General features: G+C 72.5%; 24 protein-coding genes and 1 pseudogene. 14 read left to right on the top strand and 11 right to left on the bottom strand.

From position 1 onward, the window contains the following. Positions 1-9 precede the first annotated feature (9 nt). The 4 genes from ACQP2F_RS34720 to ACQP2F_RS34705 are packed head-to-tail and all read right to left on the bottom strand — an operon-like array spanning position 10 to position 3123. Complete coding sequence (locus ACQP2F_RS34720) at positions 10-654, bottom strand: urease accessory protein UreF (RefSeq protein ID WP_433295045.1); 645 nt, start codon at positions 652-654, stop codon at positions 10-12. 8 nt (positions 655-662) lie between these two features. Continuing rightward, entirely contained in the window at positions 663-2378 is a 1716-nt protein-coding gene (locus ACQP2F_RS34715) for an urease subunit alpha (RefSeq protein WP_433295043.1), read from the bottom strand. After that, the gene (locus ACQP2F_RS34710; protein WP_433295041.1) at positions 2375-2824 is read right to left on the bottom strand and encodes an urease subunit beta; all 450 of its coding nucleotides are present in this window, start codon (positions 2822-2824) and stop codon (positions 2375-2377) included. The genes ACQP2F_RS34715 and ACQP2F_RS34710 overlap by 4 nt, the downstream gene beginning before the upstream one ends. Then, on the bottom strand, positions 2821-3123 hold the full coding sequence (locus ACQP2F_RS34705; RefSeq protein WP_433295039.1) for an urease subunit gamma: 303 nt from the start codon (positions 3121-3123) through the stop codon (positions 2821-2823). Before ACQP2F_RS34705 ends, ACQP2F_RS34710 begins: the two co-directional genes overlap by 4 nt. Before the next feature lie 198 nt (positions 3124-3321). Between ACQP2F_RS34705 and ACQP2F_RS34700 the strand changes: the two genes are divergently transcribed. Both ACQP2F_RS34700 and ACQP2F_RS34695 read left to right on the top strand, forming a co-directional pair. Further along, positions 3322-4461 (top strand): FAD-dependent monooxygenase, encoded by a 1140-nt coding sequence (locus ACQP2F_RS34700; protein ID WP_433295037.1) that lies wholly within the window; start codon positions 3322-3324, stop codon positions 4459-4461. A 2-nt stretch (positions 4462-4463) separates the two neighbouring features. After that, positions 4464-5018 (top strand): TetR family transcriptional regulator, encoded by a 555-nt coding sequence (locus tag ACQP2F_RS34695; RefSeq protein WP_433295035.1) that lies wholly within the window; start codon positions 4464-4466, stop codon positions 5016-5018. Here the strand turns inward: ACQP2F_RS34695 and ACQP2F_RS34690 are convergent. Both ACQP2F_RS34690 and ACQP2F_RS34685 read right to left on the bottom strand, forming a co-directional pair. Continuing rightward, entirely contained in the window at positions 4997-5575 is a 579-nt protein-coding gene (locus ACQP2F_RS34690; protein WP_433295033.1) for a hypothetical protein, read from the bottom strand. The genes ACQP2F_RS34695 and ACQP2F_RS34690 overlap by 22 nt on opposite strands. 3 nt (positions 5576-5578) lie before the next feature. Then, positions 5579-6676, bottom strand: a complete 1098-nt coding sequence (locus ACQP2F_RS34685; RefSeq protein WP_433295031.1) for a hypothetical protein — start codon at positions 6674-6676, stop codon at positions 5579-5581. A 54-nt stretch (positions 6677-6730) separates the two neighbouring features. Between ACQP2F_RS34685 and ACQP2F_RS34680 the strand changes: the two genes are divergently transcribed. Together ACQP2F_RS34680 and ACQP2F_RS34675 are read left to right on the top strand one after the other, a co-directional pair. Then, entirely contained in the window at positions 6731-7651 is a 921-nt protein-coding gene (locus tag ACQP2F_RS34680; RefSeq protein WP_433295029.1) for an AEC family transporter, read from the top strand. Beyond that, positions 7648-8913 (top strand): MFS transporter, encoded by a 1266-nt coding sequence (locus ACQP2F_RS34675; RefSeq protein ID WP_433295027.1) that lies wholly within the window; start codon positions 7648-7650, stop codon positions 8911-8913. Before ACQP2F_RS34680 ends, ACQP2F_RS34675 begins: the two co-directional genes overlap by 4 nt. Here the strand turns inward: ACQP2F_RS34675 and ACQP2F_RS34670 are convergent. From ACQP2F_RS34670 to ACQP2F_RS34660, 3 genes and pseudogenes are all read right to left on the bottom strand, one after another. Next, positions 8831-9934: pseudogene (locus ACQP2F_RS34670) on the bottom strand (FAD-binding oxidoreductase); the annotation flags it as partial. The gene ACQP2F_RS34675 and the pseudogene ACQP2F_RS34670 overlap by 83 nt on opposite strands. 4 nt (positions 9935-9938) lie before the next feature. Beyond that, entirely contained in the window at positions 9939-10316 is a 378-nt protein-coding gene (locus tag ACQP2F_RS34665; RefSeq protein WP_433295025.1) for a RidA family protein, read from the bottom strand. A 1-nt stretch (position 10317) separates the two neighbouring features. Then, the gene (locus ACQP2F_RS34660) at positions 10318-11529 is read right to left on the bottom strand and encodes an amidohydrolase family protein (protein WP_433295023.1); all 1212 of its coding nucleotides are present in this window, start codon (positions 11527-11529) and stop codon (positions 10318-10320) included. A 166-nt stretch (positions 11530-11695) separates the two neighbouring features. Between ACQP2F_RS34660 and ACQP2F_RS34655 the strand changes: the two genes are divergently transcribed. The 5 genes from ACQP2F_RS34655 (at position 11696) to ACQP2F_RS34635 (ending at position 17297) form a co-directional block, all read left to right on the top strand. Then, positions 11696-13183 (top strand): beta-N-acetylhexosaminidase, encoded by a 1488-nt coding sequence (locus ACQP2F_RS34655; protein ID WP_433295020.1) that lies wholly within the window; start codon positions 11696-11698, stop codon positions 13181-13183. After that, the gene (locus ACQP2F_RS34650) at positions 13107-14288 is read left to right on the top strand and encodes an alanine racemase (RefSeq protein WP_433295018.1); all 1182 of its coding nucleotides are present in this window, start codon (positions 13107-13109) and stop codon (positions 14286-14288) included. The genes ACQP2F_RS34655 and ACQP2F_RS34650 overlap by 77 nt, the downstream gene beginning before the upstream one ends. Positions 14289-14322: 34 nt before the next feature. Further along, positions 14323-14841: a GNAT family N-acetyltransferase gene (locus ACQP2F_RS34645; RefSeq protein WP_433295016.1), complete on the top strand. Its 519-nt coding sequence runs from the start codon at positions 14323-14325 to the stop codon at positions 14839-14841. Between the two features lie 45 nt (positions 14842-14886). Continuing rightward, the gene (locus tag ACQP2F_RS34640; protein ID WP_433295014.1) at positions 14887-15672 is read left to right on the top strand and encodes a 2-phosphosulfolactate phosphatase; all 786 of its coding nucleotides are present in this window, start codon (positions 14887-14889) and stop codon (positions 15670-15672) included. 149 nt (positions 15673-15821) lie between these two features. Continuing rightward, positions 15822-17297, top strand: a complete 1476-nt coding sequence (locus tag ACQP2F_RS34635) for a DHA2 family efflux MFS transporter permease subunit (protein ID WP_433295012.1) — start codon at positions 15822-15824, stop codon at positions 17295-17297. A gap of 47 nt (positions 17298-17344) precedes the next feature. Here the strand turns inward: ACQP2F_RS34635 and ACQP2F_RS34630 are convergent, their stop codons facing one another. Further along, positions 17345-17875 carry an RICIN domain-containing protein gene (locus ACQP2F_RS34630; RefSeq protein WP_433295010.1) on the bottom strand — a complete coding sequence of 177 codons (531 nt, stop codon included), beginning with the start codon at positions 17873-17875 and terminating at the stop codon, positions 17345-17347. A gap of 79 nt (positions 17876-17954) precedes the next feature. On the opposite strand from ACQP2F_RS34630, the gene ACQP2F_RS34625 reads away from it, so the two are divergent. Further along, positions 17955-18344, top strand: coding sequence for a RidA family protein (locus ACQP2F_RS34625; RefSeq protein ID WP_433295008.1), 390 nt, complete (start codon positions 17955-17957; stop codon positions 18342-18344). 1 nt (position 18345) lies between these two features. Here ACQP2F_RS34625 and ACQP2F_RS34620 read toward each other — a convergent pair whose 3' ends face one another. Beyond that, positions 18346-19374, bottom strand: coding sequence for an Lrp/AsnC family transcriptional regulator (locus ACQP2F_RS34620; RefSeq protein WP_433295006.1), 1029 nt, complete (start codon positions 19372-19374; stop codon positions 18346-18348). Between the two features lie 88 nt (positions 19375-19462). Between ACQP2F_RS34620 and ACQP2F_RS34615 the strand changes: the two genes are divergently transcribed. The 4 genes from ACQP2F_RS34615 (at position 19463) to ACQP2F_RS34600 (ending at position 23010) form a co-directional block, all read left to right on the top strand. Next, positions 19463-20182, top strand: a complete 720-nt coding sequence (locus tag ACQP2F_RS34615; RefSeq protein ID WP_433295004.1) for a hypothetical protein — start codon at positions 19463-19465, stop codon at positions 20180-20182. A gap of 53 nt (positions 20183-20235) precedes the next feature. Next, positions 20236-22038: an aspartate--tRNA ligase gene (gene aspS / locus ACQP2F_RS34610; protein WP_433295002.1), complete on the top strand. Its 1803-nt coding sequence runs from the start codon at positions 20236-20238 to the stop codon at positions 22036-22038. Between the two features lie 4 nt (positions 22039-22042). Continuing rightward, a complete protein-coding gene (locus ACQP2F_RS34605) occupies positions 22043-22717 on the top strand; it encodes a hypothetical protein (RefSeq protein ID WP_433295000.1) in 675 nt (224 codons plus the stop codon). Between the two features lie 77 nt (positions 22718-22794). Beyond that, positions 22795-23010 (top strand): hypothetical protein, encoded by a 216-nt coding sequence (locus tag ACQP2F_RS34600; RefSeq protein WP_433294998.1) that lies wholly within the window; start codon positions 22795-22797, stop codon positions 23008-23010. The last annotated feature ends 16 nt before the right edge of the window (positions 23011-23026 follow it).

Genomic DNA, 23026 nt, shown 5'->3' with positions numbered 1-23026 from the left:
AGCGAGTGATCAAGATGCAAAGAGACGCACCTCCCAGGTGGCGTGATGCTCGGCGCCGATGTCGAGCAGTGGGGTGCCGGCGGCCGGCAGGTCGTCCACCGGGTCGTTCGCCCGGCGCGCGGCCTCGGCCGCGATCCGGTCGCAGGCGGGGGCGAGCCGGGCGAGCAGCGCATGGACCGCATAGGGGTCGAGCCCGAGAAGCCGGACCGCCGCGCTCGCCGCCCCGGTCGTCATGCCGTGGGCCGCGGCGACGGCGGCTTCGGCGGGACCCAGTCCGCTCGCGTGGGCCAGGACGCCGAGGGCCACGGGCTGATGCGGGTCGCGGGCGGTCGGCGGAAGGGGCCACATCGCGCGACCGGCCCGCAGGAGGGCCCGCCCCTGGGCGCGCGAGGCCTTCCGCAGCGCGGGCGACGGCGTGCGGGCGTCGAGGCCGTCGTCCAACGGGCCGGATTCGTGCGGGCGGGCGCAGGCGGCCGCGGCGAAGGCGGCCGCGACCAGGCCCGAGGTGGCGAGCTTCCCGCGCAGGAAGCCGCCCAGACCGGAGATGTCGCCCAAGCGGCCGGCGGCGACCTGGGCCTCGAGGCCGCCGGAGTGCGCGTGACCGCCCGACGGCAGCCGCCCGTCGGCGAGCACGAGGAGGGTCGCGAGGCTCATGGGCGTGGTCAGAAGAGGAAGTAGCGCTGGGCCATGGGCAGCTCGGTCACCGGATCGGGGTCGATGGTCTCACCGTCGACGCGGACCACGAACGTGTCGGCGTCCACCTCGATGGTGGGTGTGGCGTCGTTGCGGGGCAGGTCGGCCTTGCCCACCCGGCGGGTGTCGGCGACCGGCGCCAGCGCGCGCTTCACGCCGATCCGGTCGCCGAGCAGGGCGTCGATCGCGGCGGGCGCCACGAACGCCAGCGACGTCTGTGCCGGCACCGCGCCGTAGGCGCCGAACATCGGGCGGGGGAGCATCGGCTGAGGGGTGGGAATGGAGGCGTTGGCGTCACCCATCTGCGCGTACGCGATCATGCCGCCCTTGATGACCAGGGCGGGCCGGACGCCGAAGAACGCCGGATCCCACAGCACCAGGTCGGCCAGCTTCCCGGGCTCGACCGAACCGACCTCGGCCGCCATCCCGTGCGCCACGGCGGGGCAGATCGTGTACTTCGCGACGTAGCGTTTCGCCCGCTCGTTGTCGGCCGGCCCGTCGCCGGGGAGCGAGCCGCGGCGAGCCTTCATCACGTGCGCGGTCTGCCAGGTGCGCATGACGACCTCGCCGACCCGGCCCATCGCCTGGGAGTCGGAGCCGATCATCGAGATCGCGCCGAGGTCGTGCAGCAGGTCCTCGGCCGCCATCGTCGACGGGCGGATGCGGCTCTCGGCGAAGGCCAGGTCCTCCGGCACGGCCGCGTTCAGGTGGTGGCAGACCATCAGCATGTCGAGGTGCTCGCTGAGCGTGTTGCGGGTGTACGGCCGGGTCGGGTTCGTCGACGACGGCAGCACGTTCGGGTGCCCGGCGACGGTGATGATGTCCGGCGCGTGGCCGCCCCCGGCGCCCTCGGTGTGGTACGCGTGGATCGACCGGCCCGCGATCGCGCGCAGCGTCTCCTCGACGAAGCCGGCCTCGTTCAGCGTGTCGGTGTGGATGGCGACCTGCACTCCCGAGGCGTCGGCCACGCGCAGGCACGTGTCGATGACGGCCGGCGTCGTACCCCAGTCCTCATGCAGCTTGAATCCGCCCGCGCCGCCGCGCAGCTGCTCCCACATCGACTCCTCGGACATCGTGTTGCCCTTGCCCAGCAGCAGCACGTTGACCGGGAAGGTGTCGATCGCCTCCAGCATCCGGGCGAGGTACCACGCGTTCGGCGTGACCGTGGTCGCCTTGGTGCCCTCGGCCGGGCCGGTGCCGCCGCCGACGATCGTGGTGATGCCGGTGGCCAGCGCGGTGTCCAGGATGGTGGGACTGATCAGGTGGACGTGGCTGTCGATCGCCCCGGCCGTGAGGATCTTGCCGTTGCCGGCGATGATCTCGGTGCCGGGTCCGATCACCAGGTCGGGGTGCACGCCGTCCATCGTGTCGGGATTGCCGGCCTTGCCGATCGCCACGATGCGGCCGTCCCGGATGCCGATGTCGGCCTTGACGATTCCCCAGTGGTCGAGCACCACCGCGCCGGTGATCACCGTGTCCGGCGTGCCCTCGGCCCGGCTCGCCCGGGACTGCCCCATCGACTCGCGGATCACCTTGCCGCCGCCGAAGACCACCTCGTCGCCCGGCCGCGGCCCGGCGCTGCGGTCCTCCTCGACCTCGATCAGCAGGTTGGTGTCGGCGAGCCGGATGCGGTCGCCGGCCGTCGGTCCGTAGAGGGCGGCATAGCGGCCGCGGTCGAGGATCATCGCGGGCTCCCGTTCTCCGGCAGGAACGCGGGCGCGGCGGGCGGCTCCCCGGCGGACGAGGGCGCGGCCGGCGACGGCGCGGCCGGCGAGGGTGCGGAAGAGGAGGGCGCGGTGGCCTCCTCGTCCAACGGGCCGCCGGCCAGGCCGCGCAGCCCGGGCACGATCCGCCGCCCGGCCAGCGCCACCAGCTCGACGTCGCGCGGCATGCCCGGCTCGAAGCGCACCGACGTGCCGGCCGGCACCGCGAGCCGATGACCCCAGGCCGCCTCCCGGTCGAAGTCGAGCGCCGCGTTGCTCTCCGCGAAGTGGAAGTGTGACCCGACCTGCACCGGCCGGTCCCCGGTGTTACGCACGGTCAGCGCGACCACGGGCCGCCCGGCGTTGATCTCGATCGGGCCGTCGCCGGCGATGACCTCGCCGGGAACCATGCGATCGGCCGGGGTCATGCGATCGGCCCGTGCACGGTGACGAGCTTGGTCCCGTCCGGGAAGGTCGCCTCGACCTGCACCTCGCCCAGCATCTCGGGCACCCCCTCGAGCACGTCGTCGCGCGTGAGCACACGCCGCCCGGCGTCCATGAGCTCCGCGACCGTACGCCCGTCCCGAGCCCCCTCGAGCAGGAACGCCGTGATGATGGCCGTGGCCTCGGGGTGGTTGAGCTTCAATCCCCGCTCCTGCCGCCGCCGGGCCACATCGGCCGCGACGTGAATGAGCAGGCGCTCCTGTTCGTGCTGGCTCAGGAACAACCGAACCTCCCTGGATCCCCGCGATGCTCGCAGGCCGACGTTTCACAGGCGTTTCCGGTGGTCGTGCTGATCAAACCACGGCGACTGATGTTCTCCGTCCTCTTCGGTGATTCAGGCTTCTTGCCAACAAGTGTTTGCCAACGAGCGTTGGCATCGAGTACCGTCATGCCAACAAGCGTTGGCAAACGGGAGGATGTCATGGACACCGAGGTACTGATCGTCGGCGCGGGGCCGGTCGGGCTCGCCCTGGGCGCGTCCCTGGCGGCGCGCGGCAAGCAGGCGCTCGTCGTCGACCGGCAGGCGGCGGGGACCAACACGTCGCGGGCGGCGGTCATCCACGCCCGTACGCTCGAGGCGCTCGACCAGATCGGCGTGAGCAAGGAGCTGGTCGACGGCGGGCTCAAGGTGCCCCGGTTCGTCGTGCGGGACGGCGACCGGCCCCTGCTCACGGTCGACTTCGGCGGGCTGCCGACGCCGTATCCGTACACGCTGATGTTGCCGCAGAGCGACACCGAGCGGATCCTCGCCGATCGCCTGCACCAGCTCGGAGGCCCGATCCGCCGCGAGGCGGAGGTCGTCGGTATTGCTCCGGACGACGACGGGGTGACCGCGACGCTGGCCGGCGGCGAGACGATCCGGGCGCGGTACCTGGTCGGGGCGGACGGCATGCACAGCCTCGTCCGCGAGCGCAGCGGCATCGGGTTCACCGGCGACGCGTACGCCCAGTCCTTCGTGCTCGCCGACGTGCGGATGGATTGGCAGCTCCCGGACGACGAGGTGATGCTCTACTTCGCGCCGGCCGGCCTCGCCGTCATCGCGCCGCTGCCCGGCGGCCGCCACCGGATCGTCGCCACCCTCGACGACGCGCCCGAGCGGCCGGGCCTCGGCGACGTGCAGGCGCTGCTCGACGAGCGCGGTCCCCGCCGGCAGCCGGCGCGCGTTCGCGAGATCGTCTGGAGCTCCCGCTTCCGCGTGCACCACCGGCTCGCCGACCACTACCGGGCCGGGCGGATCTTCCTGGCCGGCGACGCGGCGCACGTGCACAGCCCGGCCGGCGGCCAGGGCATGAACACCGGCATCCAGGACGCCATCGACCTCGCCGCGACCCTGGCCGCCGGCACCGACCTCGACGGGTACGAGCGTCGCCGCCGCCCGGTCGCGGCCGGTGTGGTCGCGCTCACCGACCGGATGACCCGCATCGCCACCGTGCGGCACCGGACGGCGATCGCCGCCCGCAACACGGTGCTGCCGCTGGCCGGGCGCATTCCGGCGGTCCGGCGTGCGCTCGCGATGAACCTCTCCGAGCTGTCTACGATCAAGCGCGGGAAGGGAGCGTGACCATGGCCGAACGCCGCTCGGACGCGACCCGCGCCGCGATCCTGGTGGCGGCGCGGGAGCGGTTCGCCCGCGACGGCTACGAGCGGGCGACGATCCGGGCGATCGCCGCCGACGCCGACATCGACCCGTCGATGGTGATGCGCTACTACGGCAACAAGGAGAAGCTGTTCGCGGCGGCCGCCGAGTTCGACCTGCGGCTGCCGGACGTGTCGGCGATCCCGCCCGGCGAGCTCGGCGTCACGCTGACCGGCCACTTCCTGCGCCGGTGGGAGGGCGACGAGACGCTGACCGCGCTGCTGCGGGCGGCCGCCACCAACCAGGCCGCCGCCGACCGGATGCGCGAGATCTTCGGCGCCCAGCTGCTGCCGGTCGTCGCGGCCGCCTGCACCGATCCGCGGGAGGCGCCGCGCCGCGCCGCGCTGATCGCCAGCCAGATGCTCGGGCTGGCGCTGTGCCGGTTCGTGCTGCGGCTGCCGCCGCTGGTGGCGATGCCGGCGGCGGAGGCCGCGGCCTGGATCGGGCCGACCGTCCAGCGCTACTTGACGTCGCCGTCCTGAGGCGGCGGCCAGTTCCGGATCGCGGCGCGCACCCAGTCCGGGAAGTCGGAGGCCGGGTCCAGCCGCTCGATCGCGTCGGCGTCGCGGCGGGTGGCCGGCTCGTCGCCCGCGTCGGCGGCCAGCGCGGCCCGCACCGCGACGCGCGCGCACGTGCCGGGCAGCGGGCCGTCCTCGCGCAGCCGCCACCACAGCTCGGAGCGGTCGAGCAGCGGCAGCCACTCCGGGAGAGCCCGGGCCAGCATCGCCGACACCTCGGCGGCGCACGCGGCGATCTCGTCCGGGCCGCATTCCATGGTGGACAGCACGGCCTTGACGGCGCCCTCCCGGGGCAGCGGGTTGCGGATGTCGGGGGACTGCCGCAGCCAGGCCAGCCAGGGCGTCGTCACGACGGCGATCTCCACGGTGAAGCGGGCGTGGAAGCTCTGCGAGTCCAGCGCCGGGCGGAGGGCGGCCACGATCGCGTCGCCGTCGGGCGCGACCAGGCGGAAGACCCGGCCCTTGCGGCTCAGCGGCGCGACCGTCACCAGGCGGGCCACCTCGTCGAGAACGGCGGGCATGCCTCAGAACTCCCGCCACTCGGGCGCGATGTCGCTGAGGTCCAGCCGGATGCCGGTGGCGTGGTAACGCTCCTCGATGGCCGCCGCCGCCCGGCGGTACAGCCCCACGCAGACGAGCCAGCGCAGGGCCGGCAGGTGTGGCAGGGTGCGGCCGTCCACCCCGTACCCGCCGATGAGCTTGAGGTCGGCCAGGAGTGACAGGCCCGCCATGGCGGTGGTGTCGACCAGCTCGCCCGGCGCCGACCGCCAGGTCAGCGTGAGCCGCCGCAGATCGCGCAGATCGCTCAGCTCGGCCGCCGAGATCGTCCCGTCACCGGTGAGGGCGAGCTCGCGCAGGCCGCCCACCCCGCCCGGCACGTGCGCCGCGTCCGCCGTCAGGGCCAGCCAGCGCCCGTCGTCGGCGGCGATCACCGAGCGCACCCGCACGTCCTCGTCGAGCTTGAGCGTCGCCAGGCCGTCGGGCAGGCCGAGCAGGTCGACCTCGGCCGTCGACAGGCGGAGCCGGGTCAGCCGGGTCGCGCCCAGGTCGATCAGCGGCGGCGCGTCCACCCAGGTCAGATCGCTGATCATCGGATGGTCGGCGAGCGCCGCGATCAGGCCGCGCTCGGGACCCGACCACACCACCGCCGTGCAGCGGGGCATCTCGTCGAGCTCGGCCCAGTTCCCGTACGCGGCGCCGGTCAGGTCGAGCACGCCGGTCTGCACGCCGCGCGCCGCCCGGTAGGCCCGCCGCGCCTCCTTCGGCATCTCCAGGTCCCACCGCCGCTGGGCCGCGATCTGGGTGGCCAGCCACGGCCAGGGCGCACGGCCGTCGATGTGCACCGGGCCACCCTCCGGCGGGTCCAGCCGGCCCAGCCAGATCCACCAGGGCGGGGGCGGCTCGTCCCCGATGATGTTGACTTCCGTGGACTGCCCGCGCAGCGCGTGGTGGTCGAGGATCAGCGGCCCGGCCGTGGCCAGCTGCGCGAGGGTGGGCGGCTCGACCGAGAACCAGTCCAGCGCGCACGCGGTCGGCCCGTCGCCGGTGACCTGGCAGGCGCCGTAACCACCCCGCAGGGGGATCGCCGCCACGTCCCCCACGCCGGGCATACGATCCGTCACTACGGCAGGCTACCGCGAACTTTCATCGACGCAGAGCCACGCTAGCGTCGGGTTATGATCTCGGCTCTCTCCGGCTTCGCGTTGATCGGCGTGATCGTCGCCGCCGGGTGGATCACCCGCCGGTGGGCCGGCCTGGAGGAGAACGCCGAGGCCGTGATCGGCCGGCTCGGGTACGCGGTGCTGAACCCCTGCCTGCTGTTCAGCGGCGTGTCCGGCGCCGACCTGCGCACGCTGTTCAGCGAGCCGCTGCTGGTCTCGGCCGCGGCCTGCCTGCTGACCTTCGGCCTGCACCTGCTCGTCACCCGCAAGCGGGACGCCGGCACCCGGGTGATGGGCGCGCTCGCCGCCGGCTACGTCAACGCCAACTACATCGGCATCCCGATCGCCACCTACGTCCTCGGCGACGCCGCCCTGGTGGTGCCGATCATCATGCTCCAGCTGCTGATCATCACGCCGGTCGCGCTCACCATGCTCGAGATCGCCGAGACCGGCCATGCCTCCTGGCGAGCCACCCTGATCGCCCCGTTCCGGAACCCGATGATCGTCGCGGTGCTGATCGGAGTTGTCTTCTCCGTGACCGGTCTGCGGCTACCGGCCGTCATCGCCGCGCCGATCACCACGATCGGTCACGCCGCCGTGCCGGTGGTGCTGATCGCGTTCGGCATGTCGCTCTCCGGCCGGCGCGTGCTGGCACCCGGCCCCGACCGCAGGGCTACCGTCGCCGCGGTCATCCTCAAGACCGCCGGCATGCCGGCCGTCGCCTACCTCCTGGCCGTCGTGCTCGGCCTCGGTTCCCGGCCGGCGTACGCGGTGACCGTCCTCGCCGCGCTCCCGACGGCCCAGAACGTGTTCCTCTACGGGCAGCGCTTCGGAAGCGGGCTCGTGCTGGCCCGCGACGCGATATTCCTGTCGACGGTGCTTTGTGCGCCCGCGATGCTGCTGATCACGTTTCTGCACACCGGGGGGTTGGTTTGACATCTCGTCGTGCCTGGGCCGCCCTGGTCGTGCTTTCCCTGTCCGCGTTCGCCTTCGTCGCCACCGAGTTGCTGCCGATCGGGCTGCTCACGCTGATCGCCGACGACCTCGACCGCACCCGCTCCCAGATCGGCCTGCTGGTCGGCGGGTACGCGATCGTGGTGGTGCTGGCCAGCGTGCCGCTGACGATGCTGACCCGGCACATCCCGCGCCGCCACCTGCTGGGCGCGACCCTCGGCCTGTTCACGGCGGCCAACGTCGCCGGGGCGCTGGCTCCGACGTACGAGATCCTGGCCGTCGCCCGCCTGGTCACCGCGCTCACCCAGGCCCTCTTCTGGTCGATCGCGCCGCCGGTGGTCTCCGGCCTGTTCCCGCTCGCGATGCGCGGCCGCGTCGTCGGCCTGTTCGGCGCCGGCGCCACGCTCGCGCCGGTGATCGGCGTCCCCCTCTGCACCTGGCTGGGCCAGCAGAGCGGCTGGCGCGCGGCGTTCGCGGTGATGGCCGCCTTCGGCCTGCTGGCCACGATCGCGGTGGTCGCCCTGATACCCACCTACCGCCCCGAGGCCGGCAGCGCGGCGGTCGGCACCGGCCCGAGCCGCCGCGCGTTCACGGTTCTGCTGGTGGTCACCGCCGTCGGCATCACCGGCTTGCTGGTCTTCAACACGTACGTGACGCCGTTCCTGCTCGACGTGGCCGGCTTCCCGGCATCGGCCCTGGCCGTGCTCCTGTTCGTCTCGGGCGCCGCCGGCACTGCCGGCACGATCGCGGTGTCGCGCACGCTCGACTCCCACCCGATCGGTTCGCTGCTGGTCCCGCTGGCCATCGCGGCGGTCGCGCTCCTCGGCCTGTACGCGCTGGGGACGCTGCAGGTGCTGACAATGATCTTGCTCGGGTGCGTCGGCCTCAGCTACGCGGCGTTCGCCACCGCCGTCCAGAACCGGATGCTGCAGGTGGCGCCGGGCTCGACCGACATCGCATCGGCCGGGGTCAGCACCGCCTTCAACGCCGGCATCGCCGCCGGCTCGCTCCTGGGCGGCGTGATGCTCCCCGCTCTGGGCGCCCGCTCGCTCGCCCTCACCGGCGCGATCCTGGTCGCGTTCGCCTTCGCGACGATGGCCGCGACTACCCGAACAGGCCCTCCGGATCGAAGCGGGCCCGGATCCGCTCGCGGCGGGCGGTATTCCCGAGGTAGTAGGCCTCCGGCGGCAGACCCGGCTCGGGGAAGTTGGGATAGGCTCCGCCGGTTCCGTACGGATGGGTGATCGCGTACGACTCGTCCAGCCACGTGCCCGGTTCTCTCCCCGGTTCGACGGTCGCCGTCTGCTTCAGCAGAAACTTCGCGTCCCGATGCGGAAAGGCCGTCGCGTCCGGCGCCACCCGGTTGTAGGCCCCGCCCCACGGTGTGAAGTCCAGTTCCCGCAGCTCGTCGCCCGGCTCGTCGACGAGCCGCTCGATCAGCTCTTCGGCCGGTACGTTCTCGCGGAAGAACTCCGAGTGGAGATAGGCGAACCGTCCGTCCTCGGCGGTGTCCTGCCCGAGCCACCGCTTGGTCTCCCGGTGCGTCCCGTGCTGCCGGTCGTCTTCGCTCGGCTTCGTGCCGAGCACCCGGATGAGCCGGTCGACGCCGGCGCGGTCGGGCCCCGCGCCGAACACGCTGACCTGTCCGCCGGACGTGATCACCAGGCTCGGCGCCATCGCCTCGTCGAGCTCGCCCACCGCGTGCTGCCATGCCTCCAGCACGTCGACCGCCGATTCCGCCGGGAACCCGAGCCGGAACGCCGTCGAGCCGGGCGCCGGGACGGTCCGGAACCGCAGGGAGGTCACCACCCCCGGCGCACCGCCTCCCCGCAGCATCCACAACAGATCTTCGTCGGCCTCGGTCTCCGTCCCGTCAGCCAGAATCAAGGTCGCCCCGATCAGGCTGTCGGCGGTCAATCCGTACCGGCGCCCGAGAATGCCGAGTCCGCCGCCCAGCGTCAGCCCCGCGATCCCGACGGTTGCCCCGCAGCCGGCCGGAATGGTGCGCCCCTGTTCCGCCAGAGATTCGTAGACCTCGGCGAGGCGAGTTCCGCTGCCGATCTCCGCGATGTCCCCATCGATGCGTACGCCGCGGTGAGCCCCGGTATCGAGCACGATTCCCGTGGTGCTCGACCGCCCCGCGAAGCAGTGCCCACCCCCGCGAACGGCGACGGGCAGATTCCCGCGCCGGGCTTGCCGCAGCCCGGCGCGGATGTCGGTCGTCACGGCGGTTGCCCGTATCCCGGCAAACCTGGCAAGGACCATTCCGTCAGCCGACGTACAGGATGGCGTCGATCTCGATGTCGAAGCCCTCGAGCGGCACCGGCAGCGTCGTGCGTACGGGCAGGTTGTCGCCCTTGATGTACTGCTTGTAGATCTCGTTGAGCTCGGCGAAGTCGGCGAAGTCGCGCAGGTAGACGCCGACCCGGACGGCGTCGTCGAGGGACGCGCCGGCGGCCTCGGCCACCGCCTGCAGGTTGCGGAAGGCGGCGTGCGCCTGGTCGGCGAAGCTGCCGGTCACCCGGGTGCCGTCGGGCCGGGCGGGCACGGCGCCGGCCAGGTAGATCGTGTCGCCGGCCACGACGGCGTGCGAGTAGGGACCACCGGCGGGGGCGGCCTTGTCGGTGACGATGGCGCGCTTGGGCATGTCAGGAACTCCGGTCATCTCGTGGGAACTGGTCGGCCAGGCCGTCCGCGCCCACCAGCGGGGTGCTGAGCAGGGCGCGAAGGTCACGGTCGCGGCGATCGAGTGCCGCGCGTTGCGCGTCGGTGAGCGGGATCCACGGTGGTACGGGCGGGGAGAGCCGCGGCGGCAGCAGGCGGCCGTGCACGTACGTCGCCCGGTTGACCAGCCGCCGGGGCGAGCGGCGGGCCTGGAGATGGGCGTCGGTCACCTCGAGCTCCTCGTCGCGGACCTCGAACACGGCGAGGTCGGCGGGCGCGCCCACCTCGAGCGTGCCGCCGGGTAGGCCGAGGGCGCGCGCGGGCCGGATCGTGGCCGCCTCGATGACCTCGTCCAGCGGCAGGCCGGCCGCGAGCATCTTGGCCATGGTCGTGGGCAGGTCGAAGGCGGGACCGTGCAGCGACCGGGCGTGCAGGTCGGTCGAGATCGTGGTCGGGCGCAGGCCGAGGTCGAGCTGCCGGTCGAGCACGTCGAAGGCGAAGCCGCCGGAGCCGTGCCCGATGTCGAGCAGCACCCCGCGCCCGGCCGCCGCCACGATCGCCGGGCCGAGCGGCGAGGCGATGCCGCTGGCGCAGTGGGTGACGATGTCGCCGGGCCGCAGCAGGTCCAGCACCTCGTCGACCGCCGGGGGAGCGGCTCCGATGTGGACCATCACCGGTACGCCGGTCCGCTCGCCCACGGTCAGCGCCCGCCGCAGCGGCTCGACGCCGTTGGCTCCCACCGTCTCGCGGTCGATGCGCACCTTGACGCCGCGGATCAGGTCACGGTGCTCCTGCACGGTGTCGACGGCGAGCTCGACATCGCAGTTGACGAGGTCGCGGCTCTCCCCGGTGCGCCCGGCCAGCCCGACGGCCGAGATGTTCAGGAGCGCACTGATCCGTACCTCCGCGGATCTTGCGGTTTTTCGCAGACCGGAGAGCGTGTAGGCGCCCGCCGAACCGGCGTCGACCCAGGTCGTCACTCCGGTACGCCAGGCGATCGGGTCGGGCTCGATTCCCCAGTAGCCCGGGCCGACGTGGGTGTGCAGATCGATGAGCCCCGGCGTCACGACGAGTCCCGAGATGTCGGTGTTCGTCGCGGCGGTACGCGGCAGGCCCGGGCCGGTCGCGGCGATCAGGCCCCCGGAGACGGCGACGTCGAACGGCGAACCGCCGAAGAGCAGCAGGTCCCACGTCATCGGGCGGCCTCCAGACGGCATCGGACGGCGCCGGTCTCTCGTTGACATCCCGTCCGGATCAACGAACTATATCCAGACCCGCTCCGCCTCCTGGGGGTTGCTCGTGATCCCGCGGCCGTCGTCCGCCCACTTCAGCGGGGGCCACGTCCCTGTCACCACGCCCCGGGTGGCGATCGATGAGCGAAAACCTCCGGAGTCGTACGCGTTGAGCATCGCCCCCGACGGCATCGAGATCGTCGGGGGATCGGCCGCCGGCGTCTTCTACGGCGCCCAGACGCTGCGGCAGCTGGCCGGCGACCGGGGCGTGCCGCTCGGCCGGGTGGAGGACGAGCCCCGCTTCCCCTGGCGCGGCGTGATGCTCGACGTCGCCCGCCACTTCATGCCGGTCGAGGACGTGCTGCGGTTCATCGACCTCGTCTCCTTCCACAAGCTCAACTTCCTGCACCTGCATCTGACCGACGACCAGGGGTGGCGCTTCGAGGTCCCGGGCCGGCCCCGCCTGACGTCGGTCGGCGCCTGGCGCTCGACCACGATGCGGGGCGCCCGGGTCCACGGCCGCTACGACGGCGAGCCGCACGGCGGCTTCTACACCGACGACGACCTGCGCCGGATCGTGGCCCATGCGGCCTCGCGCTTCGTGACGGTCGTGCCCGAGGTCGACATGCCCGGTCACATGCAGGCGGCGATAGCCGCGTACCCGTCGCTGGGAAACGGCTACGCCGGGCCGGTGCGTTCCGCGTGGGGCATCTCCACCCACGTCCTCAACATGTCGCCGGAGTCCGACGCCTTCTGCCGGGACGTGCTGGCCCACCTGTGCTCGATCTTCCCGTCCCCGGTGATCGGCATCGGCGGGGACGAGTGCCCGATCGACGAGTGGTCGGACCGGCCGGACGCCGCCGAGCTGCAGGGCCGTTTCACCGCTTCGATGGCGTCGTTCCTGTCGTCGCTGGGCCGGCGTGTCTACGGGTGGGACGAGCTGCTGGCCCGGGGCGCGCCCGCGGACGCGGTGATCGCCGCATGGCGCGGCCCCGACGCCACCGTCGCCGCCGTCAACGCCGGGCTGGACGTGGTGGCCTGCCCCGACATCTCCTGCTACCTGGACTACCGCCAGTCGGACGACCCCGGCGAGCCGACCCCGGTGGGCACCCTGCTGACGCTCGCCGACGTCTACGCGTTCGACCCCGTCCCGCCGGGTCTGTCGCCGAGCCGCATCCTCGGCGGCCAGGCCAACATCTGGACCGAGCACATGGAGTCCGCGGCCCGGGTCGACTACATGGCCTTTCCCCGGCTGTGCGCGTTCGCCGAGAAGGTCTGGTCGGCGCCGTCCACCGATTACGACGGCTTCCTCGACCGGCTGACCGGGCACCTGCCCCGGCTCGATGCCCTCGGCGTCAACTACCGGCCGCTGTCGGGCCCGAGACCGGGTGACGCCCGGCCCGGCGCTCCGGGCCATCCGCGCTCGCTGCCGGACCGGTTGGCCGAGCTGCACGAGATGACCGCCGACCTGCGCGAGGCCGGCCTGCTCGCCGGCGGCTGGTCGTGCCACCCTGATCGGAACAGCCGAAAGGAGGCCGCACGTGGAGGTGCCGGAGGCGCGGATCGACTGGCGCAGCAAGGGATTCTTCCTGCCCGACCGCTCGATGACGGCGGGTGACTTCGCGGACACGGCGCCCGGCCTGTTCGACGGCGGGTTCACCTGGCCGTTGCTGACGCTGCGTCGCGAGGCGGCCCGGGCCAACATCGACGTCATGGCCGCCTACTGCCGGCGGCACGACCTCGACTTCGCGCCGCACGCCAAGACCACGATGGCGCCGGGGCTGATCGCGGACCAGTTCGCGGCCGGCGCCTGGGGCATGACCGTGGCCACCCCGAACCAGGCGCTCGTGCTGCGCCGGCTCGGCGTCGAGCGGATCCTGATCGCCAACGAGGTGCTCGACCCGGTCGCGTTGCGCTGGCTGGCCGGTCAGGACGGCATCTACTTCCAGGTCGACTCGCTCGCCGGCGTCGCCGCGGCCGCCGCCGTGCCCGAGGGCCGCCTGCGCGTCTTCGTCGAGCTGGGGCACGCCGGCGGCCGCACCGGGGTGCGCACGCTCGACGGGCTGGAGGCGGTCGCCCGGGCCGTGCACGACGCCGATCGCCTCGAGCTGGCCGGCGTCACCGCGTACGAGGGTCAGCTGCCGGCCCAGCCGGAGGTGGACGACTTCCTGGACCAGGTCGTGGCCGGGGTGCGCCGGCTGAAGGGCGCGGGAATCCCGTTCTCGCTGGTCTCGGCGGGCGGGAGCGCGTGGTTCGACCGGGTGGTGGCCCGGCTCGCCGCGCTGCCGCGCGACGTGCGCGTGATCCTGCGCAGCGGCGCCTCGGTCACCCACGACGACGGCTTCTATCTCGAACGTACGCCGTTCCGGCGGGTCCCGGCCGAGGGGCCGCTGACGGCGGCGCTGGAGATGTGGGCGCAGGTGCTCTCGGCGCCGGAGCCGGGCCTCGCGATCGCCGGGATGGGCAAGCGGGACGCGCCGTTCGACGAGGGCCTGCCGGTGCCGCTGGAGGTGCGGCGGGACGGGAAGCCGGTCGATGCCGCGGGCATGTCGGTGACCAAGCTGAACGACCACCACACGTACCTGGCCGCCGACGGGCTCGCGCCGGGCGACCTGATCCGGTTCGGCATCTCGCACCCGTGCACGGCCTTCGACAAGTGGCGGCACATCCCGGTCGTCGATCGTGACCACCGGGTCGTGGACGTGTTCGAGACGTACTTCTGAAAAAGTGTCGTACCCCGGGTGAAGCATGTCGGCCATGACGAACTTCTGGCTGGAGCCCTGGGACGAGCGGGGCCCGGCGCTCGAGCGCCGGGCCAACACACCCGAGATGCAGGCCCACCTCGGCGGCGTCGAGTCCGAGGAGTCGATCATGGCGCGGCATCGGCGGATCGCCGGCAACGCGCGCGACGGCACCGGCAGCATGCTGCTGATCATGGTCAAGGGCGAGCCCGGGCCGGTCGGCTCGGTCGGCTTCTGGGACCGGGAGTGGCGGGGGCAGACCGTCTACGAGATGGGGTGGAAGGTGCTGCCTGGCTTCCAGGGCCGCGGGCTGGCGGCGGGCGCCACGGTGGCGGCGCTCGGGCTGGCGGCGGCGCAGCGGCGGCATCGGTGGGCGCACGCCTACCCCAAGGTCGGTAACGAGGCGTCCAACGCGATCTGCCGCAAGGCCGGGTTCGAGCTGCTCGGTGCGACCGACTTCGAGTATCCGAAAGGCAATCCGATCCGCTGCAACGACTGGCGCTTCGACCTCGAGGAGGCCGGCGGCACCGGGTGAGAGATTCATTCGCGGCGATGCGTGCGTGCTGGCAGACTGCGAGCCATGAGCCTCGCTGACGGGCAGGGCGGCTATCGGGTCCGCTTCGACTGGGGTCCGGCCGGCGCCGATGCGGTGTCGCCCGACGCGGCCTACGTGGCGGTGGTCGACGTGCTGTCGTTCACCACGACGCTGACCGTGGCGATCGAGCAGGGCCTGCACGTGCTGCCGTACCGGTGGCGCGACGACTCGGCGGTCGACGTGGCCCGGCGCAACGGCGCGATGCTGGCGGTGCTGCGCAAGGAGGCCGGGCCGGGCCAGGTGACGCTGTCGCCGGAGAGCATCCTGCACGCCAACCTGCGGGCCGAGGGCATCGACCGGCTGGTGCTGCCGTCGCCGAACGGGTCGGCCATCGCGGTGCGGCTCGCCGACGCCGGAGTGACCGTGATCGGGGTGTCGCTGCGCAACGCGGCGGCCGCGGCGGCCTGGGTGCGGCAGCGGGCCGGCGACCGGCCGGTCGGGGTGGTGGCGTCGGGGGAGCGGTGGCCGGACGGGTCGCTGCGCCCGGCGATCGAGGACCTGCTGGGCGCGGGCGCCTTCCTGGACGGCCTCGCGGAGGGGCGCGGGTGGGGCGCGGGGGTGCCGGACGGGTTCTCGCCCGAGGCGATGACGGCGCTGTGGGCGTACCGGGGCGTCTCGGACGGCCTCGCCGACGCGTTGCGCGAGTCGGTCAGCGGCCGTGAGCTGCGCGGTTTCGGCTTCGCCGGCGATGTCGAGGTGGCCTCGGCGGCGGGCGCGAGCAAGGTCGTGCCGGTGTTGCTGGACGGATGGTTCATCGATGGCGGATCGTGAGACTCTGACGGGCTGAGAAGGCGGATTCCACTGCCTGAGCAGCGATGACGACGGATTGCGGCCGATCTGACGCCGTGGCTGGGGTCCTGACCGGGACCGGGCCGACAGTGGTGGCGGAAATCGACCCGCGTCCGAAGGAAGTATCTGCCATGCGTAAGTGGTGGCCGCTGGTGACCGTCTGTCTCGGCACCTTCATGCTGCTCATCGACGTGACCATCGTGAACGTGGCGCTGCCGGAGATGGCCACCGACCTGGGCACCTCGTTCAGCTCGCTGCAGTGGGTGGTCGACGGGTACGCCCTGTCGCTCGGCGTGCTGCTGCTCGGCGCCGGGGCGCTCAGCGACCTGTACGGGCATCGCCGTTTCTACGTCGGCGGCCTGATCGTCTTCGCCCTCGCGTCGCTGGCGTGCGGACTCGCCGCCGACCCGGCGCTGCTCGTCGAGGCCCGGATCGTGCAGGGCGCCGGCGCCGCGGCCATGTTCACCACGACGTTCGCCCTGCTCAACAGCTCCTACCAGGGGCGCGACCGGGGGGTCGCGTACGGGATCTGGGGTGGCGTCTCGGGCGCCGCCTCGGCGGTCGGCCCGATCCTGGGCGGCCTGCTCACCGAGGGCCTGAGCTGGCGCTGGATCTTCCTGGTCAACCTGCCGATCTGCGTGGCCGCCGTGATCATGTGTTTCCGCACGCTGCGCCACGACGGGCCGGCCAAGCGGGGCCGCTTCGACCTCGCCGGCACGTTGGCGTTCACGGTCGCGGCCGGCGCGCTGACCTTCGCCGTGATCCGGGCCAACGACGTGGGCTGGTCGTCGATCAAGACCTGGGGGCTGCTCGTGGTGTCGGCCGTCGCCCTGGCCGCCTTCGCCCTCATCGAGCTGCGCACCCCGTACGCCATGTTCGATCTGAGGCTTCTGCGGAACCGCTCGTTCGCCGGAATCCTGCTGGCCGGCCTGCTGGTGAACTTCGCGGCGTTCGCGGCCTTCACCTACACCTCGATCTGGCTGCAGTCGGTGGTCGGGCTGTCCCCGCTGCAGGCCGGGCTCACCGGCCTGCCGATGTCGATCTGCTCGGTGCTGGCCTCCGGCATCGCCGGCGCCCGCCTGCACGGCCGTTCCCCGCGCCTGGTCATCGGCGGCGGCATGCTGCTGATCGGGCTCGGCAGCCTGCTCTCCGGCGTCCTGGTGCACGCCGGCTCGAGCTGGCCGGCGCTGATCGCCGGGTATGCGGTCGTCGGCCTCGGCGTCGGCCTGGTCATGCCGTCGCTGGCGTCCTCGGCGATGGGCGCCGTGCCGCACCGGCGCGGCGGGATGGCGGCCGGCTCGCTGACCACCGCGCGCCAGCTCGGGTACGCGATCGGCATCGCCGTGCTCGGCACCGTCTTCGCCGCCCGGGCCGCCGACCGCCTCGGCTCGACCGAGGCCGCGCACGCGGTGGCCGGCGGCCAGGCCGGGCGGCTGGCCGGCCAGATCCCGTCGTCGGTGATCCACTCCGCGGCGGCGGCGGGCCTCGACGCCGGCTTCTTCATCAGCGGCGCGGTCGGCTTGCTGTGCGCCCTGGCGGTCTTCGTCCTGGTGCGTCCGGCGCCGCCGGCTCCGGCGAAGAAGCCGGAGCTGGTCGAGGTCGGCTGACCGATCCGGCCCGGGTCCGCGGGACCCGGGCCGCTCGCGTCAGCCGGTCACCAGAACCACGACTGGTTCTTGCCGCCGTTGCAGGTGAACTGCAGCAGCGTCGAACCGTTGGCGGTGCCGTTGTTCTTCACCGTCAGGCACTTGCCGCTCTTGTGGTTCTTGATCTCGTAGTAGTAGGCCGTCTGGCCGGAGCGGTGGTTGACGTACCACTCCTCGTTGTCGCCGCTGTTGCAGTCGAACTGGAGGATCGCGGCGTTGTCGGCGGTGGAGGCGTTCTGCACCGCGAGGCACTTCTCGACCGCCCCGTAGAGGGTGAAGATGTGGAAGTAGCCCGGCTCGCTCTCCCGTTCCCACCACTGCTGGTTCGACACCTGCGGGTACTGGCAGGTGTAGATGGTCACGACGACGTTGTTGGCCGGGTTGGCGTGCGGCACGTCGATGCACTTGTGCGACTGTTCGCCCTCGTACATGTAGGGGCCGAAGGTGACGGTGGCCGAGGCCGGCGACTGCCCGGCGACAACCCCGGCGGTCACCGTGACCAGGGCGATGACGGCGTGCAGGAGACGTTTGCGGAGCAAGGCGGAATCCTTTCGAAGATCGTCTATGCAGGCTAGCCTTGCAGACGGCGTCCACAAAGGAGCGCGTACCGTTCGGCCGGTGAGTGAACGACGGGTGATCCTCAGCGGTTCGACCTTCGAGGAGCAGATCGGGTACGCGCGGGCGGTGGTCGACGGCGACCACGTGCACGTGTCCGGGACGACCGGCTTCGACTACGCGACGATGACCATCTCCGGTGACGTGGTCGAGCAGGCGCGTCAGTGCCTGCGCACCATCGGGGCGGCGCTGGCCGAGGCCGGCTGCGGCCTGGAGGACGTCGTCCGGGTGCGCTATCTGCTGCCCGACCGCGCGGACTTCGAGCCCTGCTGGCCGGTGCTGCGGGCGGCGTTCGGCGATGTCCGCCCGGCGGCCACGATGATGGTGTGCGGCCTCGCCGACCCGCGGATGAAGATCGAGATCGAGGCGTACGCCCGGAGGCCGCGCCCCTGACTCACCGCGGCGGCTCCCCGACCCGGCCGTCGCGCATCAGCGAGTTGGACTGCTTGAGGCGGGTCAGCTGGGGCACGATCTCGACGTCCTGGATGCCCTCGATCGCCGCCACCTTCGTGGTGAGGTAGCGGTACATCCCCTCGGCGTCGGCGAAGAGGGCGGACGCCATCACGTTCGTGCGGCCCGTCATCGCGGCCACGAAGGCGACCTCCGGGTGGTCGGCCAGCCGGGCCCCGGCCGCGGCCAGGTGGGCGGGCGCGACGGTGAACCACAGGTTCGCGACCGTGTGCAGGCCGGCCGCCGCGTTGGCCACGTCCAGGTGGAAGTAGATCGCGCCGGCCGCGGTGAGCTCGTTGACCCGGTGCGCGACCTGCCGCTGGCTCCAGCCGGTCGCCGTGGCCAGCGTCGCCCAGCTCGCCCGGCCGTCACGGCCCAGCTCGTCGAGCAGCGGCATGTCCCCGGCGGTCAGGGACGCCTCCGACGTCGGGTGCGTCACCGGGCGGATGGTCGCCGGCACCGACGCGCCCTCGACCAGGTAGTCGCGCTGGCCGGGAGACAGGTCGTGCTCGGGAGCGACCCAGTCGACCTCGCCCCGCCCGGGGAAGCGGTGCATCATCTGGTGCGCCCGGAAGGTCAGCACGCTCGACGCCCGCTGCAGGTGGTGCAGCAGGCCGGTGGGCTGCCCGGAGACCACCTCGGCCTGGCAGGTGATCTCGGCGCCGCCGGCCCCGATGCTGATCCAGGACGTGTCCTCGCGGCGGGCCAGGGCGTCGGCCAGCGGTCCGGCGGCGCCGGGGCGGCAGCCGATGCGCAGGGTCCAGTACGAGGCGCCGGCGCGCTGGATCGGCTCGGGGCGGGCCAGGACCCGGACCACCCCGGCGCCCCGCATCCGCTGGAACCGGCGGGCGACCGTCTGCTCCGACACGTCGAGCACGGTGGCGATGCGGGCGAAGGGCGCACGCGGGGCGACCTGGAGCGCGTGGAGGATGTGGCGGTCCAGGACGTCGAGCGTGCGGGATTCGGACGCCATCGACCGATTCTACGGCGGTGTCGCCCACGGAGGTGAGTCGCCTCGGCGGGGGATGGGATCGAATGATTCCACTGTCTACCGTCCGCATATGTCCGTTTTCCGAGCCGCCAGCAACGTCAACTCCCGGAACAATCCCGCGAAGGCCGGCCCGGGCAACGTGGGGCCCCGCCATCCGTACCCGCTGAACCGCCCCCGCGAGGATCCCGCCGACGGTCCCACCGAGCCGCTCGAGGACCGCCGTTCCCGGGTACGCGACCGGCTCGCCGGCCTGGCCCTGATGGTGGCCGTCTTCGCGCTGCTCACCTCGTCGGTGGCCGTGCTGGCGGCGTGGCGCGCCCTGACCGTGGCCAAGCTCGTCGCCGTGAACGGGCCGGCGGGCACGACCGGTGCGCCCGCCTCGCGAACCGGCTTCGATGTGACGTACGCCCAGGAGCCCTTGCGCGTGCAGGTGGGGTGCGCCGCCGTTCTCTTCCTCGACCTCGACGAGCCTCGCGCCAACGCTGACGAGAGGGTGAGTGACCTGCGCTACGACAGCCGCTGCGGGCAGGAGGTGCCCCGGCTGACGCTCGGTCCCGGAGCGGCGGCCGGCGCCCAGGTGAAGGACGCCGACCTCGACGCGGACGGCTGCCAGCGGGCCATCCGGACCAGCCCGATCGGGCCCGGCGGCAGCGTCGAGGTGCGCAAGGGCGCGGTGTTGTGCGTGCTGACCGCGGCGGTCCCGGCGTCGATCTCGCTGGTGGAGATCACCGACGTCGGCACCACCGGCACCGCCGGCATGCGCGCCACCTCGTGGAAGGTGACCGGGTGACTCCTGACAGAATGGCCTCGTCCTGAGAGCCATCGGTGAGGAGTCGAGTTCCCGTGATCCGTACCCATGACGCCGGCAGCCTCCGCGCGAGCGACGCCGGCACGACGGTGACGCTCGCCGGGTGGGTGGCCCGCCGGCGCGACCACGGCGGGGTCATCTTCGTCGATCTCCGGGACGCGTCCGGGGTGGTGCAGGTGGTCTTCCGCGAAGAGGACGCGCACGCCCTGCGCAACGAGTTCTGCGTCAAGGTCGTGGGTCAGGTCAGCCCCCGTCCCGAGGGCAACGAGAACCCCGACCTCGCCACCGGCGCGATCGAGGTCGTGGCGAGCGAGCTGACCGTGCTCTCCGAGGCCGCGCCGCTGCCGCTGCCGGTCGACGACGCGGTCTCCGCCGCCGACGACCTGCGCCTCAAGTACCGCTACCTCGACCTGCGCCGCTCGGGTCCGGCCGCGGCCCTGCGCCTGCGCAGCCGGGCCAACCAGATCGCCCGCGAGGTGCTGCACGCCCGCGACTTCAACGAGATCGAGACGCCGACGCTGACCCGGTCGACCCCCGAGGGCGCGCGCGACTTCCTGGTGCCGGTGCGGCTGCAGCCCGGCACCTGGTACGCGCTGCCGCAGTCGCCGCAGCTGTTCAAGCAGCTGCTGATGGTGGCCGGCATGGAGCGGTACTACCAGATCGCCCGCTGCTACCGGGACGAGGACTTCCGGGCCGACCGTCAGCCCGAGTTCACCCAGCTCGACATCGAGATGTCGTTCGTGACCCAGGACGACATCATCGAGCTCGGCGAGGAGATCGTCGCCCGGCTGTGGAGCGAGCTGGCCGACTACCAGGTGCCGCTGCCGATTCCGCGGATCACCTGGACCGACGCGATGAACCGGTACGGGTCGGACAAGCCGGATCTGCGGTACGGCGTCGAGCTCGTCGAGCTGACCTCCTACCTCGAGGGCACCGAGTTCCGCGTTTTCGCGGGCGCGATCGCGGCCGGTGGCTACGTCGGCGCGGTCGTGATGCCCGGCGGCGCTTCGCAGACGCGCAAGGAGCTGGACGGCTGGCAGGACTGGGCCAAGGCTCGCGGCGCCCGCGGCCTCGCCTATGTCGTGCTCGACGCCGAAACCGGCGAAGCTCGCGGACCTGTGGCGAAAAATCTGTCCGAAGCGCATTTGTCGGGGTTGGCCGACGCGGTCGGCGCCAAGCCCGGCGACGCGATCTTCTTCGCCGCCGCCAACGAGCGTCGCGAGGCGCAGGAGCTGCTCGGCGCGGCCCGCATCGAGATCGCCAAGCGGGCCAAGCTGGTCGACGAGTCGGCCTGGGCGTTCTGCTGGGTCGTCGACGCGCCGATGTTCGAGAAGACCGACGAGGGCGGCTGGACCGCGGTCCACCACCCGTTCACCTCGCCCAACGACGAGTGGATCGACCGCTTCGAGGAGGCGCCCGACCAGGCGCTGGCGTACGCGTACGACATCGTGGTGAACGGCAACGAGATCGGCGGAGGCAGCGTCCGTATCCACCGCGCCGACGTGCAGAGCCGGGTCTTCGACCTGCTCGGCATCACGCCGGAGGAGGCCCAGGACAAGTTCGGCTTCCTGCTCGAAGCGTTCAAGTACGGCCCGCCGCCGCACGCCGGCATCGCGCTCGGCTGGGACCGCACCTGCATGCTGCTCTCCGGCAACGACTCGATCCGCGAGGTCATCGCGTTCCCCAAGACCCGGGGCGGCTACGACCCGCTGACCACCGCGCCGACGCCGATCACGGCCCAGCAGCGGCTCGAGGCGGGCATCGACGCCAAGCCGAAGGCGACCACCACCAAGCCCGGCACCGACGGCCAGGCCGTTCCCGTCGAGCACTCGAACTGACGGCTTGACCGAGCCCGAACCGCTACCGGCCTGGCGGCGCCACACCGAGGGTGAGCGCCGCTGGCCGGTCGGCATCGCCATGATCGCGATCATCGCGCTGCAGTGGTTCCTGCCGGACCGGCTCACCCTCGGCCCGCGCTGGCTGTTCCCGCTGGTCGAGGGGGTGCTTGCGGTCGTGCTGCACGCCGCCGACCCGGGCAAGCTGAGGCGGGACACCTCGACGCTGCGCATGATCGCGCTCGGCCTGATCACGGTGGCCAGCCTCGGCACCGCCTGGTCGGTGGCGATGCTGATCCGGGACATCGTGACCGGGTACGACACCGGCAGCGCCGCCCAGCTGCTCGGCACCGGGGCCGCGATCTACCTGATGAACGTGCTCACCTTCGCGGTCTGGTTCTGGGAGCTGGACCGCGGTGGCCCGGTCGCGCGGGCGCATGGCATCGACCCGTACCCGGACTTCCTGTTCCCGCCGATGACCTCGCCGGACATGGCGCGCAAGGAGTGGGAGCCGCGGTTCCTCGATTATCTGTACGTGGCGTTCACCAACGCCACCGCGTTCAGCCCGACCGACACCCTGCCGATGACCCGCGGGGCCAAGAGCGGCATGGCGCTCGAGTCGGCGATCGCGCTCGCCACCGCGGCCCTGGTCATCGCGAAGGCGGTGAATGCGCTCGGGTAGCTCCACGGTGGAGTTTGACGGCGACCCCCACCTGGGTATCTGCACGTCAGAAGGCTCTCAACCCCCGGAGGCTATCCATGCTCGCCATTGCCGCGGCCGTCGTTTTCGGCATCGCCCTGCTCCTCGACCTCTTCAACACCGACCTGGGCGCGCACGACCTGCTCAACTTCCAGACCCTGACGCTGATCGGCCTGCTGCTGCTCGCGCTGTACCTGGCCGGCGTCGGCAGCGGCCCGCGGGCCGGCTCGGGCTCCGGCCGCCGCTTCTACGGCCGCCGTCCGGGACGTGGCTGATCCCACTCCGTAGCCG

The organism is Actinoplanes sp. CA-030573, assembly GCF_050951115.1.
Taxonomy (GTDB): domain Bacteria; phylum Actinomycetota; class Actinomycetes; order Mycobacteriales; family Micromonosporaceae; genus Actinoplanes.
This window is presented reverse-complemented; position numbering and strand designations above follow the sequence as displayed.